Source organism: Demequina sediminis (assembly GCF_030296675.1).
In the GTDB taxonomy this organism is placed as follows: domain Bacteria; phylum Actinomycetota; class Actinomycetes; order Actinomycetales; family Demequinaceae; genus Demequina; species Demequina sediminis.
Genome location: NZ_AP027736.1, coordinates 1,977,995 through 1,992,900, shown reverse-complemented (window position 1 = coordinate 1,992,900; position 14,906 = coordinate 1,977,995). Strand labels below are relative to the sequence as shown.

Sequence of the window (14,906 nt, the reverse complement as noted above, 5' to 3'; positions counted from 1 at the left end):
GCGCCACATCCTCCCTCGCCACGCTGGCACGATGCGCAACAATGGGCCGGTGACCTCCTTCGCCGACCGCCATATCGGTCCCGACGCGCCGGCCCTCGAGACGATGCTGGCCGCGGTGGGGCAGCCCTCCCTCGACGCGCTCATCGACGCGGCGGTGCCCGCCGCGATCCGCCTCGACGACGTCGTGGTGCTGCCCGAGCCGCGCACGGAGCAAGAGGTGCTCGCGGCGCTGCGGACGATGGCAGGGCGCAACACGGTCGCGGTGTCGATGATCGGCCAGGGCTACTCCGACACGGTGACGCCCATGGCGATTCAGCGTGGAGTGCTCGAGAACCCCGCGTGGTACACCGCCTACACGCCCTATCAGGCCGAGATCTCGCAGGGCCGCCTCGAGGCGATGCTCAACTTCCAGACGTTGGTGTCGGACCTCACGGCACTGCCCGTCGCCGGCGCATCGTTGCTCGACGAGGCCACGGCCGTCGCCGAGGCCATGCTGCTCATGCGCCGGGCTGTCCGCGGTCGCGAGGGCGGCAGGATCGTCCTCGACTCGGAATGCCTGCCCCAAACGATCGCCGTGGTGAGCGCGCAGGCGGAGGCGATCGGGCTGCCTCTCGAGGTGCACGACCTCGGGGACGGCTGGCAGGCCCCTGGCGACCTCGTGGGCGTGGTGATTCAGCAGCCCGGGCAGTCGGGACTCGTGCGCGACGTGACGCCGGTCATCGAAGCCGCCCACGCCGCCGGGGGCCTGGTCACGGTCGCCGCGGACCTCCTGTCGCTGTGTGTGGTCAAGGCGCCAGGGGAACTGGGAGCCGACATCGCGGTGGGCTCGGCGCAGCGCTTCGGTGTGCCGATGTTCTTCGGCGGCCCCCACGCTGCCTTCATCGCGGTGCGCGAGGGGCTCGAGCGCCAGCTTCCCGGTCGACTGGTCGGGGTCTCGGTCGACGCGGACGGCGACGTCGCGTACCGCCTCGCGCTGCAGACGCGCGAGCAGCACATTCGCCGCGACAAGGCGACCTCGAACATCTGCACCGCGCAGGCGCTGCTTGCGATCGTCGCCGGCTTCTACGCGGTCTATCACGGGCCCGAGGGGCTGCGAGAGATCGCGCTGCAGGTGCACACGATGGCGGCGACGCTCGCCGATGCGCTCCGCGCGCGCGGCGTCGCGATCCGCCACGAGCACTTCTTCGACACCGTGGTGCTCGACGTCCCTCGCGGAGCAGACTCGGTGATCGCGCGCGTGGCCGCGCGCGGCATCAACATCCGTCGCCTCGACGCCGACTCCGTCGCGATCGCGTGCGACGAGCGCACCACCCCTGAGATCCTCACGACGATCGTCGAGGCGGCGCTCGACAAGCCCGCCCCCTGGCGCGTCTACACCGGACCCACCGTGACCATCCCGGTGAGGATGCGCCGCACGTCCGACTACCTCACACACCCCGTCTTCCACGCACACCGGTCCGAGACCGCGCTCATGAGGTACATGCGCCGCCTCGCCGACCGCGACCTCGCGCTGGACCGCACCATGATCCCGTTGGGGTCGTGCACGATGAAGCTCAACTCGGCTGTCGAGATGGCCGCGGTGAGCTGGCCCGAGTTTGCGCAGATCCACCCGTTCGCGCCTGCCGAGCAGACCGCCGGCTACCGCGAGATGATCGCTCAGCTCGAGGGATGGCTCGCGGACATCACCGGGTACGCGGCGGTGTCCGTGCAGCCCAATGCCGGCTCGCGCGGCGAGTACGCCGGCCTGCTCGCGATCCGCGGCTACCACCTGGCCCAAGGCCAGGGCGAGAGGACGTGTGCCTCATCCCGGCATCGGCCCATGGCACCAACGCCGCCTCCGCGGTGCTCGCGGGCATGCGCGTGGTCGTGGTGGCCACCGCGGCCGATGGCGAGGTGGACCTTGTCGACCTGCGCGCGAAGCTCGCGGCACATGAGGGTCGCGTGAGCTGCATCATGATCACCTATCCCTCGACCCATGGCGTGTTCGAGGAGCACGTGGGCGAGGTGTGTGCCGCGGTGCACGAGGCCGGTGGGCAGGTCTACATCGACGGCGCGAACCTCAACGCGCTCGTGGGCATCGCGAAGCCCGGCCACTTCGGCGGAGACGTCTCGCACCTCAATCTGCACAAGACGTTCTGCATCCCTCACGGTGGGGGCGGTCCCGGCGTGGGACCCGTCGCCGTCGCTCAGCACCTGGTGCCGTTCCTGCCCGGATCGGATGCGCCCGTGCAGTCGCCCGCCGAGCTCGCGCGCACCGGCGCACCCGTGTCGGCCGCGCCGTATGGATCGGCGGGCATCCTGCCGATCTCGTGGGCGTACATCGCGCTCATGGGACACGAGGGTCTGCGTCGCGCGACCGAGACGGCGGTGCTGGCCGCCAACTACGTTGCCGCGCGGCTCGAGCCTCACTTCCCCGTGCTGTATCGCGGGCCGGGTGGGCTCGTCGCACACGAGTGCATCCTCGACATTCGGCCGCTCACCGCGACCACCGGGGTCACGGCGGAGGACATCGCGAAGCGCCTCATCGACTTCGGGATTCACGCGCCCACGATGTCCTTCCCCGTCGCCGGCACGCTCATGGTCGAGCCCACCGAATCCGAGGACCTGGGCGAGATTGACCGGTTCATCGAGGCGATGGTAACCATCCGCGAGGAGATCGCCGCGATCGAGCGCGGCGAGATCGCCGCGGAGGACTCGGCGCTGCGGCACGCGCCGCACACGGTCGCGATGATCGCTGCCGACTCGTGGGCGCAGGCGTATTCGCGTGAGCAGGCCGCGTTCCCCGTGCGGGCCCTGCGGGTCGACAAGTACTGGCCGCCCGTGCGACGCATCGACAACGCTCACGGCGACCGCAATCTCGTGTGCGCGTGCCCTCCGCTCGGCGAGTATGAGGACGTCACGCACGAGCGCTGAGCCGCCGCGCCCGGCTCCCGTACCCATGCTCGACGCGCCCCCAGTTACCCTGTCGTCATGACCGCGCCGTCCCCGACCCGCCGCCCGCGAGCCGGGCTCGGACGGTCATGACACGCCCGTCGCTCCAGCCCCCGTGCTCCCCGGCTACACGCATGTGCGGCCGCTCGGGCAGGGCGGCTTCGCGGATGTCTTCCTGTTCCAGCAAGACATGCCGCGCCGCCAGGTCGCGGTCAAGGTGCTGCACGCGAAGGTGCGTGACGCCGCCGTGCGCTCGCTCGCGGTCGAGGCCGACGTCATGGCGGCGCTCAGCTCCCACCCCTCGATCCTGACGCTCCACGAGGCCTCGGTATCGAGCGATGGACGGCCGTACATGGTGGTCGAGTATTGTCCCGGTTCGCTCGCCAACCGCTACCGCGCGGAGCAGATTCCGGTGGCCGAGGTGCTCGCGGTGGGCGTGCAGGTCGCCTCTGCAGTCGAGGCGGCTCACCGCATCGGGATGCTGCACAGGGACATCAAGCCGTCGAACATCCTCGTGACGCAGTTCGGCCATCCGGTGCTGTCGGACTTTGGTGTCGCCACCGCGGTGATGGCGGGCGACGCCGACGACGTGGCGATGAGCCCGCCGTGGAGCGCCCCCGAGGTCGTGGACCGCATGAGTTCGGGCACGGTCGCGTCTGATGTGTGGTCGCTCGCCGCGACCGTCTACACGCTGCTCGCGCAGCACAGCCCCTTCGACGAGCCCGACCGCAGGCTCGGCTCGGACGAACTGAAGGCCCGCATCCTCAAGGCGAAGTACCGTCCCACCGGCCGTGCGGACGTCCCCGCGTCTCTCGAGGCGGCGCTCGCGGGCGGCCTGCGACGCGTGCCGGGGGACCGCCACCACAGCGCGCTCGCGTTCGGCGCGGCCCTGCAGGAGGTCCAGCGCGAGTTGGGCCTGCCCGTCACACCCCTCGAGGTGCCCTCCGAGGCCTGGTCGCAGTCCTCGCGCGTGACGGTCGACGAGTCTCCGCGAGGTCCGGCGCGGTCGACGGTGCCCGTCGCGCCACGCCGCCACGTGACGTCGTCGTCGACTCTCGCGCGGCCGCCCCGCACGAGCCCGCGCGCGATCGTCGGATGGGTCGTGGGAGCGGTGGTGATCGCGACGCTCACCACGGCCCTGGTCATGTCGCTGGCGGGCGGCGGGTGACGGACGTCGGACGCGCCACCGCCGCGCGACGTCGCCGCGCCGGTCGCATCGTCGCAGGCGTGGCGCTGGTCGCGGCCGCGATCGGCATGGTGATCGCTCCCGGCTTCGACGAGCGAGAGGCCGATGCCGTGGATCCGTCGGTCTGGGCGCTCCAGACCGGCGCGGGGCAGCGCTATGCGCGGGTCAACACGGAGATCGCGGAGGTCGACACGGTCAAGGACGTCGACGCCCCGTCCGACATCGTGCAGGACGGCGACCGCCTCCTGGTGCTGTCGGCGAGCCTCACGAACGCGACGATCGTCGAAGCAGCCCGACCCGCCGATGTGACCGGCGCGGGCGCGATCGCGACCCCGCCAGGCACCACGGCCGTGGTCGCGGGAGGGGACATGGTCGCGTACCTGGCTGGTGACGGCGACGTGCTCGTCGGCCGACTGTCGGACGGCACCGCGACGGCGCCACGTGAGGTCACCCTCGACGGCGGCCTGGGGCTGCGCGCGGTGGCCGTGGCGGTCGACGCGGCGGGTGTGATCGCGGCCTACTCACCCGTCGCCGGAGGGGTCGTGCGCGTGGGAGCGGACGGGACCGTCGACGGTGTCGATCCCGTGCCGGGCGTCCCGGTCGACGGTGACGTCCAGGTGACGCTTGCCGCGGGTCGATGGGCTCTCCTTGACGCCGCGACGGGGCTGCTGTGGCGCGAGGGGGTGGACGGTTCGGTCGCGACGGGGGTCGACCCCGACGCCAGGCTGCAGCGCGCGACGGAGGCGGCCGACGTGCACATCGCCGACGGTCGGGGGCTGGTGGTCGCGGCGGCCGATGGCGGCGCACCGGTCCGCGTGTTCGGTTCCGATGCGATCGCGGGAGCACCCGCGGCGCCGGCCGAGCTGGACGGAGTGGTGTACGCGGCGTGGCTGGGCGACGGCGACGGCGGCGGGACCCTGTGGAGTTCCGCGGGACCCGCGGTGCCGCTCGACTATGCCGGGGGAACTCGGTCAGCGGCGTGAGCCCGTCCTGCGCGGCAACGGCTCTCGCATGGTGCTCAACGAGTCACGCAGCGGATGGGTGTGGGACGTCCCGTCCGGCACGCTCGTGCGCTCGTCCCAGGATTGGGAACCCGATCGCGAGTCGGCCACCGAGGCCGACGAGGACGAGACCACAGTCGAGGTGAGGGATCCACGCCCGCCGGTCGCGGAGGACGACTCGTTCGGCGTCCGCGCCGGACGCCAGGTGCGGCTGCCCGTGCTGCTCAACGACCACGATCCCAACCGTGATCTCCTCACGATCGATCCGGCATCTCTCACGCAGCCCGATCCTCGATTTGGCACGGTCGCGCTCGCCGACGACGGCCAGTCGATCGTGATCGAGGTCGCGGACGCCGCGAGCGGCACGGCCACGTTCTCGTATGCGATCACCGACGGCACGGGTGACGAGGGCCGGTCCGCTCCCGCGACGGTGACGGTCGCGGTCAAGGGAACGGACTCTGCCCCCGTGTGGTGCGGTGTCGAGGACTGCACCGCGCCGTGGCCCGCGCCCCAACTTGAACCGGGCGGCATGGTCGCGGCCGAGGTTCTCGAGGGGTGGGTTGACCCCGAGGGAGACCCGGTCTACGTCGCACACGCGGCCTCGGCGGATCCCGATGTCGCGGTGGCCGCCTCCCCGGAGGGGACCGTCGTCGTGCGCCACGCAGGCGACGCGACGGCCGTCGAGGTGGAGGTCACCGTCGCGGACGCGACGGGCGCCAGCGAGACGCGCACTCTCCGCATCGGGGTCGTCGGACAGCCGCGCCTCTCGCTCGAGCCCGTGTCGGTGACCGCTCTGCAAGGGGTGCGCGTGACAATCGACGCCGCCGCGCGCGTGACGGGCGGCAGCGGCGCACAGGTGGTCACGGAGGCGAGTGTCGATCCCGTTGACGGCGCCGCGGTTGAGGTGGCTCCCGACGGGTCCGGAGTGGTGTTCGAGGCGGACCGCTCGGGCACGTACACGGTGGGCATCACGGTGGTCGACGGCGCGAGCCAGGTGCGCGGCACCGCGCGGGTCACGGTGCTTGCCCCCGAGGATGAGGCCCTCGCCGCGGTCCCTCTCACGGCCTTTGTGCGTCCGCACGAGGACGTCACGGTCGACGTGGCGGGTGCGGTCACCAACCCCGGCGGACGGGTGCTGTTGGTCTCCGATGCTTCTCCCGCCCCCGAGCGGGGCGCGCGTCTCGAGCAGTCGATCGTCGGTCACGGGGCACTGCGGCTGTCGGGCACCACGGGCGACGGCCAGCCCGGTGCACTCGGCGTGGTCGCGTACACGGTCTCCGACGGCTCGGGCCGCGAGGCGATGACTGTCCGCGGCGAGATCACGGTGATCCTCCTGGACGCTGCGGTGCCGGCTGCTCCCGTCGCCGCGAACGACGTGATCACGGTGCGTGCCGGAGGCCAGGTCGACGCTCGCGTGCTGGACAACGACCTCGCCGCCGCCGGCGCCGTGGTCGCCCTCGATCCCGGATCCGTCGCGGCTCCCGACGGGGCTGGTCTGGCCTTTGGGGCGGGGCCGCTCGTGCGCATCCTGGCTCCTGACCGGCCGGGTACGTATGAGATCCCCTACGCGTCGTACGTGCTGGGCCATCCTTCGCAGCGCGACACGGCCGTGCTCACGGTGACCGTCACGGCGGGCGAGGACAACGCCGCCCCCACGCCCCGCGACCTTGCGGGCCGCGCGTCCTCGGGTGACGAGGCGCGCATCGTCTTCGACGGCGCCGGGCTCGACCCCGACGGCGATGCCGTCCGTCTCGACGCGATCCTCGAGCAGCCCGCGCAGGGAGCGGCGCGCATCAGCGCGGACGGCACCGCGCTGGTCTACGCCTCGTCCCCTGGCTTCGCTGGCCAGGACGACTTCGTGTATCAGGTCGTCGATGCGCGGGGACGCACCGCGACCGCCACCGCTCGCGTGGGTGTGGTGGCGGCCGATGCCGATCCCGCACCCGTGACGTACACCGACTTCGTGCAGGTGCAGGCGGCCGAGGGCCGGCGCATCGTGGTGCAGCCGCTCGCGAACGACCTCGACCTCACTGGCGGGGAGCTCGAGCTGGTGGCGGTCCGACCGGATGCGATCGCGGGCACGCCGGAGTATGCCGCGCTCGCCGCGCTCATGCCGGACACCGGCGCCCTCGCGCAGGGACTCGTGACCTTCGAGGTCGGCGCCGACGCAGGCACCTTCGCCTTCCTCTACTCCGCGCGCAACGAGACCGGCTCGATCGCCCAGGGGAGGATCGTCCTCAAGACCGTGCGCGAGGCCGTGGTCGACGTGCCCGTGGTCGCGGACACCGTGCTCACGCTCGAGACGCGGGAGTCCTTCCCCACCGGCGTCGACGTCCTCGACCAGACCGTCGCGTGGGCCAGCGGCGACGCGGCCGGACTGACGCTCTCGCTGTGGGGTGAGCAGGAGGGCGTGACCGTCGACGGCTCGGAGGTGGCGGGCCCGCTGCCCGAGCGCACGCGTGTGGTGCCCTTCCGGGTCGATGGCGTCGACTTCGCGGGCGAACCCGCCACGGGATATGGCTTCCTGCGAGTGCCCGGCGACGAGGACCTGCGCCTCGCGCTACGCGAGGAGGCCCGCATCGAGGTCGCCGAGGGTGCCTCCGCGACGGCCGACCTGCGAGACCTGCTCGCGGTGCCCGCCACCACCGCCCTCGAGATCGACCCGTCCCAGGTCAGCGCGGGGGCACGCGCGACGAGGCGCGCTGCACGGCCGAGGGCGCATCGGTGGTGCGCTACGACGCGGGCAACGGCGCCCCCTACGTCGACACGTGCCTGGTCGGCGTGCGCATCGTGGGACAAGAGCGGTGGACGGTGCTTCCGGTGCCGGTCATGGTGATCCCCGCGGACCCCGTCCCCACGCTCGTGTCCGCATCCATCGAGGTCGCGCCCGGAGAGACCTCCGCGTTCGATCTTGCCGGCATGGTGACGTGGCCGCCCGGTGCCGTGGCGCGTGCGGTCGACATCGCGACCAGCCACACGGGGACGCTCTTCGACGTGTCGCGGCGCGGCACCGTCGTCACCGTCACCGCGAGGGACGATGCCCCGCCGGGACGCGCGGAGTCCGTCTCCGTGTCGCTCGCGAGCCATCCCGAGACGCGGCCGATGGTGTTGTCGCTCGTGGTCGGCCCCGCCCCGTCGGAGCTCCCCAAGGGAGGCACGGTCGTGCAGCGGTGCTCGCAGGCCTCCGGCGACGGCTGCCTCATCACCGTGAGCGGGGCGCGCGGGGAGGTCAACCCCCTGCCGGGGACCCCTCTTGAGGTGGTGGACGTCACCGCGTCCGACGACTGCCCCGCGGTCGACTTCGCCGTGGCCGGCCCCGGGACGGTGCGCGCCTCCTGGAGCGCCGATGCCCCTGGCGGGGTGTGCGACGCGGTGTTCAGCGTGCGCGACGCGCAGGGCCGCGTGAGCGCGGCCGAGCGGTCGGGAACCATCAGCCTCGACCTGCAGGGGTTCCCGCGCGGGGCCGCCGCGCTCACGCAGACCGCGTACGGGGACGGCACGCTGACGCTCGCGGTGGACCCCGGCGCCGCGGCCGGCGCGTACCCGGCGCTCACGGGCTTCGACATCCTCGCGGGCTCGACGCGCGTGGCGACCTGCACCGCGAGCGGTGTGTGCGCACCCCTCACGGGCCTCGCGAACGGTGACAAGGTGACGTACACGGCATACGCCGTCAACGCCGTCGGGCGGTCCCGCGACGCGGCGAGCGTCACGGCGTGGGCGTACGCACCCCCGCACCGCCGCGGCTGGTGTCGTGGGCACCCTCCGTGACCAGCGGCGACGGCGAGCGCATCGACGTGGTGGTCGAGGTGACGGACCGCTCGACTCGTGAGCTCCGCGTCGAGGCGGGAGGCACGGCGCAGACGGTTCCCGTGCGTGCGGGTACGCAGCGGCTCACGGGCGTCGCGATCGGATCCAACTCCCCCGTCCAGGTGGTGCTGACGCCCCTGACCGGCCTCGACCTGCCCCCGTCGACGGCGCCGTCGCCGCCGGGGAGTCCGTCGCCTTCACGGCGAACGGCGTGGGCCGCCCCACCATCACCGGCACCTCGCACACGTACGACGACGGCGCATCCACGGCATCGGTCACCGTCACCGTCGCCTCGGGCGGCGCCGGCTCGACGACGTGGGTGGGCCACGCGACGGGAGGCGTGTGCCGCCCCGACACGCGCGCGACCTCGGGCACGGCCACCTTCGAGGTCGCCGTCACCCCCAACGCGACCAACACCGTGACGGTGTGTGCCGAGAGCAGGGTCGAGGCGGACGTGCACGGACGTGCCCCCGATGTCGACGTGATCTTCGCGGCGTTCTCCGACCCTGGGGCGCCGGTGCTGCAGCGCGGCTATCGCGTGGCGACGGAGTGCGTCGGGTCGGGTGACTCCTGCACGACCGCGCTCGCGGGAGAGCCTCAGTGGCAACCCGAGCGGGGAACCGAGATCTGGTATCGCGGCTCCGATGGCGCGACCTCACGCCAGTTCGCGGACATCATGGTTGCCGGCCGCGCGGTCGAGGTCGAGGCGTACTACTGCGTCGACTTCGGCGGCGGTCAGCGGTCCTGTTCCGACGAGAGCACCCCGGTCACCGCCGAGTCGGGTGCCCACTACCGCCCCACCGCGGCCTTCCAGCAGTGCACCGCGGGCACCGAGCCCGTCGCGGTGCTCGGCGGCCGCGCGCAGGACTTCGCGACCACCGTGACCATGCTCGATGAGGACCGCGCCGTCACGAGCGACCCCACGCTCATGCGTGCCGCGTTCGTCACCGTTGACTTCCAGGACGCCCTCGACGGCATTGCGGACTGGACCAGTGCGACCGTGACGTGCGGGGCCGCGGCCGCCGCGGCATCGTCCCCTCCGACTCCACCACCGACCTCGCCATGACGGCGCAGAAAAGGAGGCCGCTGTGGCCCTGACTCCCGAGCACACCCAGTGGTTCGAGACCACGTTCTCCAAGCTGGTCGACAACGTCGAGAGCGCCATCGTGGGCAAGCGGCACGTGGTCGAACTCGCATTCACCGCGATGATCGCCGAGGGTCACCTGCTGCTCGAGGACGTGCCAGGCACCGGCAAGACCTCGCTCGCGCGCGCGATCGCCGAGACGGTGCGCGGGACGAGCGCGCGCATCCAGTTCACTCCCGACCTGCTGCCGGGCGACGTCACGGGCGTCACGGTGTACGACCAGGGCCGCTTCGATTTCCATCACGGCCCGGTCTTCGCGAACGTGGTCCTGGCGGACGAGATCAACCGCGCCTCCCCCAAGACGCAGTCCTCGCTGCTCGAGGTGATGGAGGAGCGTCAGGTCACGACGGACGGCGTCACGCGCGAGGTGGGTGCCCCGTTCATGGTGATCGCGACGCAGAACCCGATCGAGCAGGCGGGCACCTACGCGCTGCCCGAGGCGCAGCTCGACCGCTTCCTCATGCGCACCTCCCTGGGCTATCCCGACCACGCCGCGACGCTGCGCATCCTCGAGCCCGCGCGGCCCGTGCGCGTCACCGTGCCGGCGATCGCGGAGCTCGACGCGATCACCACGATGACGGGCCTCACCCACGAGGTCCAGCAGCATGCGCTGATCTCCGACTACATCGCGCGCCTCGTGGCGGGCACGCGCACCGCGACCCAGGTGCGCCTCGGCGCGTCGATGCGCGGCGCGCTCGCGCTCGCGCGCGCGAGCCGCACGTGGGCGCTCGCCCACGGCCGTTATTACGTCATTCCGGATGACGTGAAGGCCCTCGCCGAGGTGGTGCTCGCGCATCGGCTCATCCTCGACCCCGAGGCCGAGTTCGACGGCGTCACCCAGGGCGCGGTCGTGCGCCAGATCCTGCTCGACACCGAGCCGCCCAGCCAGCGAGACCTCGCGTGAGCGAAAGCCCCGACCGCACCTCGACGCGCGGCGTCGAGCGCACCCGCACGGGTGTCACGACCACGTACGCGACGCGTACCGAGGTCGCCGACGCCCCGCGCGGGCGCGTGGTCGGGGCGCGCCTGCGGGTGGACGATGCCAGGGATGCGGCGGTCGCTGGCGTGCGGTCCGCATGGGCCGCCGTGCGCGGCGTGGTCACGGTGGCGGGATGGACGGTCGCCGGGTGGACCCTCGTGGGTCTGGCCACGGGCCTCGCGTGGGGATGGGACGAGGGCGTGGTCGCCGGCGTGGCCGGGGCGGTGTTGCTGGTCGCGGCGCTGCCGTTCCTGCTCGGGCGTGCGCGCTATCGCGTCGACTTCTCGCTCGACCGCGATGCCGTGGTCGCGGGTGAGGACGCGGGTGGCGCGATCGTCGTGACCAATGAGGGCGCGCGCGCCGCGCTGCCCGGGCGCGTCGAGCTGCCGATCGGGCCCGCGCTGGTCGACTTCCACGTCCCGTTGCTGCGTGGCGGGGGCGAGCACCGCGAGCGGGTGACGATTCCCGCGCGGCGGAGGGGGATCGTCGCGGTCGGTCCCGCGACGTCGACTCGGTCGGATCCGCTCGGCCTGGTGCGCCGGCGCTTCACGTGGGAGGACGTGCGCACGCTGTACGTCCATCCGCGCACCGTCGCGGTGCCCAGCACGTCGCTCGGGTGGGTGCGTGACCTCGAGGGTCAGGCGGTGCGGGTGCTGACCAGCGAGGACATCTCGTTCCACGCCGTGAGGGAGTACGAGCGAGGCGACGCGCAGCGCCACATCCACTGGAAGTCCACCGCGAAGACGGGCACCCTCATGGTGCGCCAGTTCGAGGAGACGCGACGCTCGCTGCTGACTCTCGTGCTCGATGTCGACGCGCATTCCTACGCCTCCGAGGACGAGTTCGAGATGGCCGTGAGCGCGATGGCCTCGCTCGGGGTGCGCGCGATCCGCGACGGCCGCGAGGTGCAGGCGGTCGCGAGCGGCGACGTGCCGCAGTTCGCGCGCGCCACGGTGCGCGCGCTGAGGGCGCTGCGCGTGACTTCGCCGCGTGCCATGCTCGACGACCTCACGGGCATCGAGGCCTCGGACGCTGCCATGGAGCTCGGCACGGTGACGCGCATGGTGGCCGAGTCGGACCGCGGCACCTCGCTCGCGCTCCTCATCACGGGCTCCGCCCTGCCGCTCGAACGCCTGCGGAGCGCGGCGCTGCGGCTGCCGTCCGATGTCACGGTGGGTGCCGTCGTGTGCGACCCCGCCTCCGAGCCGGGCCTGCGCGCGCTGGGCGGTCTCGAATTGGTCTCCCTGGGTGTCCTCGACGACCTTCGCCAACTGCTGGCCCGTGGGGTGGCGCGACGATGACGGAGACGCCGCACGCCGCCGCCAGACGGCCCGGCTCCCGCGAGATGCGGCAGGCCGTGCCTGCGCCGGTGCTGCTCGCGGGCTGCCTCTACGCGATGGCGATCGTGGGCATCGTGTGGCTCACGCTGCGGCCGGTCTTCGTCCCCGAGGGGGAGGGGCCGCACCGCTACGGAATCGTCGCGGCGACGGGGCTCGCCGTCGGGGTGCTCGCGGCCCTCATCGCGGTCGCCGTCAGGCGCGGGCCCTGGCTCGCGGCGGTCCTCGCCTTCCTGGGCTATCTGGCGGCCGCCATCGTGGTGGCCATTCCGGGGGCGATGACGGACGGCTTGGGTGGCGTCGCGCGGGGAATCGCCGATGCCCTGCGTGCCCCGGTCTGGGGGTGGCGCGACGTGGTGACGCTGCCCGTTCCGCTGGGCGAGTATGAGGCGACGCTCGCGGTTCCGCTCGTCCTCATGGTCGCGTCGGGAGCCGCGGTCACGTGGGCGGCCACGCGGCCGCGGCGGTGGGGCGTGGCCGGCGTCATCGGCGGCGCTGCGGTCGTGGCCGCGATCGCGCTCGGTCCCGCGGCGCGCCGTGATCTCGCGGAGCTTCCCGGCCCGCTCGCCTCGCTCAGCCGCGAGATGGTCCTGGGCCTGCTCGCGCTGGCCGCCACCGTCGGGTGGGTGCTGTGGCGCACCGGGCACGAGCGCCGGCGCGCACTCGCGGGAGTGGGGGCGGGGTGCGTGGCGTGCGCGTGCGCGGACGCGCGCTCGGCAGGGTCGCGATGGGTGCCGGGGTGGTCGGGCTTGCTGTGGTGTCCGCGGCGGCCGTCGCGGTGCCGGTCGCGGGGAGTCAGCCCCGCGAGGTGGGGCGCTCGGCGATCGAGCCGCGGCTCGTCGTCGATCGCGCCGTCTCGCCCCTGTCGCGCTATCGCGCGTACTTCGCCGACGACCTGTACGACGCGCCGCTCTTCACGATCGGCGACCTCGCCGGGGATGTCGAGCGCGTGCGCATCGCGGCGCTGCCGTTCTTCGATGGCAGCGAGTTCACCGCGGTCGCGCCGTCCGGCTACACCCCGCTGCGCTTTCAACACGTGCCCTCCGCGCTCGCGGTCTCCGGTGATGGCGTCTCCGCGACGCTCACCGTCGACGCGCTCGAGGGACCGTGGGCACCGCTGCCAGGGGAGCTGGGCGGCGTCACGTTTGGCGGGCCGCGCGCGACCGCTTTGGTCGACTCGTTCTACTATGCGCCGCAGGCTGGCATCGCGGTGGTGGCGTTGGACGGCGGCGTCGCGGCGGGCGACGCTTTCACGGCGAGCGCCGCCGCCGCACCCGACATCGACCTCGCCCAGGCGGGTCCGTCGCCCGGTGCCGCCGCCGTGCCCGCGGACCTCATCCCCAGTCGCTGCGCGACTGGGTCGAGGCGCAGGGAGTGACGCGTGACGGCGCCGGCCTCGCGACGCTCGTGGACAGGCTCCGCTCGCGCGGCTACCTGAGCCACGGGCTCACGGATGAGGGCAATCCGCGCTGGCTCGCTGAGCTCGGCGCGTACACGTTCGAACCCTCGCCCGCAGGCCACTCCTACGATCGCCTCGACAGGCTCTTCGCGGCGCTCGTGGAGCGCGAGGCACAGGTGGGGCCGGGGGCATCGGACGCGGCGCTGGTCGCGGCGGCCGGTGACGACGAGCAGTTCGCGGCCGCCGCCGCGCTCCTCGCGGCCGAACTCGGCTTCCCGTCACGCGTGGTCGTGGGGGCGCGGCTGCTCGACACGGATCCGCGCGGCTGGACGCCGCCGTCGTGCGCGGACGGCGTGTGCCGCGGCCGCCACATGACCGCATGGGCCGAGGTCCAGTCCGCCTCCGGGGAGTGGATCCCCGTCGACGTGACGCCTCAGCACACCCAGCCGGTCACGCCCTCGGTCGCGAGCGAGCGCGACCCCGAGCTCCCGACCGCGACGGATCCGGACCGTGCCGAGGCGATCGACGCCGTCGCTGCGCTCAAGGGCCGCTCGGGAGGGGACGATTCCGTGCCGGCCGAACCCGTTGTGGAGCCGTGGTTCACGGGCTGGGTGCGCGTCGCGGTGGTCGGGATCGCGGTGCTGATCATGACGCTGGTCCCCGTCGTCGCGATCGTCATCGCCAAGGCGGTGCGTCGCGCGCGGCGACGTCGCGGCACCGCGCGCGCGGCGGCTCAGGGCGGTTGGGACGAATACGTCGATGTGGGAATCGACGCGGGCAGAGCGGCCATGCCGCTCGCCACGCGGCGAGAGCTCGCGGCGGCCTACGGCACGCGGCACGGGCGGGAACTGGCGGACATCGCGGATCGCGCGACCTTCACCACCGAGGGGGTCGAGGACGGCGACGCGCGCCGGGCTTGGGAGCTGGTCGCGGCCGACCGCGCGGAGTTCCGGGGCAGGCTCACGCGGTGGCGTAGGCTCGGCACGCGGTTGTCGACGAGGTCGCTGCTGGGGCGGGCCACTGCCCCGCGCCGGCGTCCCACCACCCCCACCGCACACGTCGACGAGCGGTGGCGTGCGGTTCGCGTGCCGACCTCGTCTGCGCGGGGCCGCCGATGACGCG

At 73.0% G+C, this 14,906-nt stretch carries 10 protein-coding genes and 1 pseudogene; 10 read left to right on the top strand and 1 reads right to left on the bottom strand.

The window, feature by feature from the left end; translation table 11 throughout:
• Window positions 1–31 precede the first annotated feature (31 nt).
• The 8 genes and pseudogenes from gcvP to QUE44_RS10150 all read left to right on the top strand — a co-directional run bounded on the left by gcvP (window position 32) and on the right by QUE44_RS10150 (window position 12,349).
• A pseudogene (gene gcvP / locus QUE44_RS10185) lies at window positions 32–2,913 on the top strand (aminomethyl-transferring glycine dehydrogenase).
• 133 nt (window positions 2,914–3,046) lie between these two features.
• Window positions 3,047–4,099: a serine/threonine-protein kinase gene (locus QUE44_RS10180; RefSeq protein ID WP_286214411.1), complete on the top strand. Its 1,053-nt coding sequence runs from the start codon at window positions 3,047–3,049 to the stop codon at window positions 4,097–4,099.
• Window positions 4,096–5,100, top strand: coding sequence for a hypothetical protein (locus QUE44_RS10175; protein WP_286214410.1), 1,005 nt, complete (start codon window positions 4,096–4,098; stop codon window positions 5,098–5,100). Before QUE44_RS10180 ends, QUE44_RS10175 begins: the two co-directional genes overlap by 4 nt.
• A gap of 28 nt (window positions 5,101–5,128) precedes the next feature.
• The gene (locus QUE44_RS10170) at window positions 5,129–7,954 is read left to right on the top strand and encodes an Ig-like domain-containing protein (protein ID WP_286214409.1); all 2,826 of its coding nucleotides are present in this window, start codon (window positions 5,129–5,131) and stop codon (window positions 7,952–7,954) included.
• On the top strand, window positions 7,843–8,886 hold the full coding sequence (locus QUE44_RS10165) for a hypothetical protein (RefSeq protein WP_286214408.1): 1,044 nt from the start codon (window positions 7,843–7,845) through the stop codon (window positions 8,884–8,886). Before QUE44_RS10170 ends, QUE44_RS10165 begins: the two co-directional genes overlap by 112 nt.
• A gap of 250 nt (window positions 8,887–9,136) precedes the next feature.
• Window positions 9,137–9,991 (top strand): hypothetical protein, encoded by an 855-nt coding sequence (locus tag QUE44_RS10160; RefSeq protein ID WP_286214407.1) that lies wholly within the window; start codon window positions 9,137–9,139, stop codon window positions 9,989–9,991.
• Window positions 9,992–10,013: 22 nt separating this feature from the next.
• Window positions 10,014–10,973 carry an AAA family ATPase gene (locus QUE44_RS10155; RefSeq protein WP_286214406.1) on the top strand — a complete coding sequence of 320 codons (960 nt, stop codon included), beginning with the start codon at window positions 10,014–10,016 and terminating at the stop codon, window positions 10,971–10,973.
• A complete protein-coding gene (locus QUE44_RS10150; RefSeq protein WP_286214405.1) occupies window positions 10,970–12,349 on the top strand; it encodes a DUF58 domain-containing protein in 1,380 nt (459 codons plus the stop codon). Before QUE44_RS10155 ends, QUE44_RS10150 begins: the two co-directional genes overlap by 4 nt.
• A gap of 274 nt (window positions 12,350–12,623) precedes the next feature.
• Here the strand turns inward: QUE44_RS10150 and QUE44_RS10145 are convergent, their stop codons facing one another.
• Window positions 12,624–13,025, bottom strand: coding sequence for a hypothetical protein (locus QUE44_RS10145; RefSeq protein ID WP_286214404.1), 402 nt, complete (start codon window positions 13,023–13,025; stop codon window positions 12,624–12,626).
• 51 nt (window positions 13,026–13,076) lie between these two features.
• Here QUE44_RS10145 and QUE44_RS10140 point away from each other — a divergent pair, with 51 nt between their 5' ends.
• Entirely contained in the window at window positions 13,077–13,763 is a 687-nt protein-coding gene (locus QUE44_RS10140; protein ID WP_286214403.1) for a hypothetical protein, read from the top strand.
• The gene (locus QUE44_RS10135) at window positions 13,760–14,902 is read left to right on the top strand and encodes a transglutaminase domain-containing protein (RefSeq protein WP_286214402.1); all 1,143 of its coding nucleotides are present in this window, start codon (window positions 13,760–13,762) and stop codon (window positions 14,900–14,902) included. Before QUE44_RS10140 ends, QUE44_RS10135 begins: the two co-directional genes overlap by 4 nt.
• Window positions 14,903–14,906: the final 4 nt, after the last annotated feature.

What these genes read in the sequence shown, in the direction of transcription:
- QUE44_RS10170 (WP_286214409.1), top strand. Translation starts at nt 5,129, where the DNA reads ATGGTGCTCAACGAGTCACGCAGCGGATGGGTGTGGGACGTCCCGTCC.